Source organism: Streptomyces sp. AC550_RSS872, assembly GCF_019049285.1.
In the GTDB taxonomy this organism is placed as follows: Bacteria; Actinomycetota; Actinomycetes; order Streptomycetales; family Streptomycetaceae; genus Streptomyces.
In genome coordinates this window covers 1-258 of sequence record NZ_JAGMUL010000200.1, presented here as the reverse complement: position 1 = coordinate 258, position 258 = coordinate 1, and the positions used below count along the sequence as shown (strand labels likewise).

Below are 258 nucleotides of genomic sequence, written 5' to 3'. Positions count from 1 at the left end.
CTGTGCGTCATCGAGTTCAGCGGCATCGGAATTGAATGAGGAGCCGGTTTTGCCACCCTGATCAATGGCTGCTCCGAAGGCCGGGGACAGGTGGTTGCGGCGCTGGCTGAGGAGAGAGCATCGGGGTTGCCCTTGCGTCACGGGTGCGCGTAGCTTCGCGGGCCGCAGCGCCGCGTTCACGGGGGAAGCGGCACCGGGAGGGTGTTGATGGCGGGACGTCCGGAGAGTCCGCTGGATCCGAGTGCCGGGCCGGTGGCG

1 protein-coding gene is annotated in these 258 nt (G+C 67.8%); it reads right to left on the bottom strand.

All coding sequences use genetic code 11. From position 1 onward, the window contains the following. Positions 1-180: hypothetical protein (locus tag KUM44_RS42850; RefSeq protein WP_217215176.1), on the bottom strand; the 180-nt coding region annotated here is incomplete at its 3' end. Between the last annotated feature and the right edge of the window lie 78 nt (positions 181-258).